This is a genomic window from Streptomyces sp. NPDC051133 (assembly GCF_040682635.1).
In the GTDB taxonomy this organism is placed as follows: domain Bacteria; phylum Actinomycetota; class Actinomycetes; order Streptomycetales; family Streptomycetaceae; genus Streptomyces.
Map to the genome: position 1 here is coordinate 1 of NZ_JBFBBK010000202.1, position 1,970 is coordinate 1,970.

General features: G+C 70.4%; 1 protein-coding gene. It reads right to left on the bottom strand.

Annotated features, from left to right (window positions below; translation table 11 throughout):
* Nucleotides 1-1,969, bottom strand: a 1,969-nt coding sequence (locus AB0N17_RS46385) for a hypothetical protein (RefSeq protein WP_366017688.1), incomplete at its 3' end; no start/stop codon positions are given.
* Between the last annotated feature and the right edge of the window lies 1 nt (nucleotide 1,970).

Sequence of the window (1,970 nt, forward strand, 5' to 3'; positions counted from 1 at the left end):
CCTGATCGTTGCGGTACCGGTCGGGCGGGCCCGAGGGCCGACGCGGCCCCGTGCCGTCTGAACCGCCGTCCCCGCCGTCCGACGGCCCGCCCGTGCCGGGGTCGCCGTCGGCCGTGGGTTTGCGCCACTTGGCCAACTGCTCCTTGTCCGGCCGTCGTCCGATCAGCAGCCAGCCGGCTCCCTTGACGCCGAGACGTGCGCCCAGCCCGCCCACGGCCGCGGCCGCGGTCAGCGGGGCCAGACCGCGCCCGGCTTCGGCCGTGGCATCGGCGAGGATCCCGCCGGTGTCCACCGGCATGCCCGCGCCGTCGAACAGGGAAGTGAGCGCGCCCATCAGCCGCTGCCGGGTGCCGAGCATCCCGAACCGGCCGCCGCCCCCGCCGGTGAACGCGCGCAGGCCGGCGCTGTATCCGCCCATCCCGGCCGGGGAGTTCATGGCGAGGGCGGCGCCGAGTTCGGAGGTGTCGCCGGGCATGTGGGTGCCGCCGACCTTGGCGTAGCGCATCCGCATCGCCATGCGCCGACCGAAGGACGCAATGCCGGTCAGCAGTCTGCGGTGTCCGGCCGCGCCGGCGATGGCCAGGACATCGATGAGCAGGATCCGCTCGACCATCAGGTCCGGGCCGTTGGTGATCGTGGCGTCGACGGCGATCCCGAAGAACGGAATGAACGCGCAGATCCCGACCACGGCCAAAACCGCGATCCCCCACACGGACAGCCACTTCCACACCGACTGCCGTGCGGGCCCGGGCAGCATGCCCGCGACGAAGGTGACCCCGCCGACGGCCGCCGCGGCCGCACACACACCCTGGGTGCCCAGTAGCACGATCGCGCTGGACAGCAGCATCCCGCAGATGAACAGCGCGGCGATCAGCAGCAGGAACGCGCCGCCGACCCGCCACCAGGTGGGCTTCTCGGCATAGGCCGCGCACGACTTGCCGACCGGGCCGGCCTTCTTCATGTCCGAGAGGAACGCCGCGAACGCCTGGTCCTCGTCGGTGACGATCGCGTTGGAGGCGTCGAGGAGCTCGCCCCCGGGCGTGAACTCCGGGAGAGAGTCGCTGCCGCTCGGCGTGCCGCCGTCGACGTCGCGCTCGCAGTACTTCTTGGCCGGACCGATGATCTTGCTGCAGGCGTCCTTCGCTTTGTCCGAGGGGGTCGATTTGGGCATGTACCCGCCGGTGACCCACTTCAGGTGGACGGCGTAGGCCTTCCGGTCGGAGTCCTTGGCCGGGTCGAGGATGCGCCCGTACTGAAGGAGCATGTACGGCTTGACGATCAAGGCGTTCGTGATCGAATCCTGGATGGGCCGGGCCACCTCGGTCGAGGAGACCGGTCCTTCGCCCTGCTGCTCCTCGCACTTGATCTCGGCGTTACCGGCCATGCCCGCGCACGGGTCGTAGCTGGCGATCTTGCCGCCCCAGTCGTAGGAGTTGACGCTCTGCTGGGCGACCTCGGCAGCCACCTGCTGGGACTGCCCCAGCGGCCCGTCCGGGCCGAGCAGGGTGTCGGGGCGGATGAGAGCCGAGGCGGCGATGGCCCCGATGAGCAGGGTGAGGAAGATTTCGCCCAGACCGCGGCCGACCCGGCCACGCACGATCATGAACCCCGCGAACACAAACGCCCAGGCCAGCAAGAGCCCCTTCAACCCGAGCGTGTCGACGACCACCGTGTCGTAGGTGTCGGCGACCTTCTGCGCGGGCTTGGTCAAGAGCTTGAGCAGCGGGAACCGGAAGGCCACCTCGATCGCCCACCCCGCCAGCCCGACCAGCAGCCGGATCAGGGTGAACAGCCCCGAAAGGGCGAAGGCCAGGGCCTGCGTCTTGAAGGCGACGATGGAGCCGCCTTCGGCGTTCAGGTCGTACCCGTCGATCGGCACACCCTCGGAGGAGGTGATGTTCAGCGGGGCGAGCAGGTCTCCGGTCTCGCTGTTGCTGCCGGCCGCGTACACGACCTGGGTGTTCACCAGG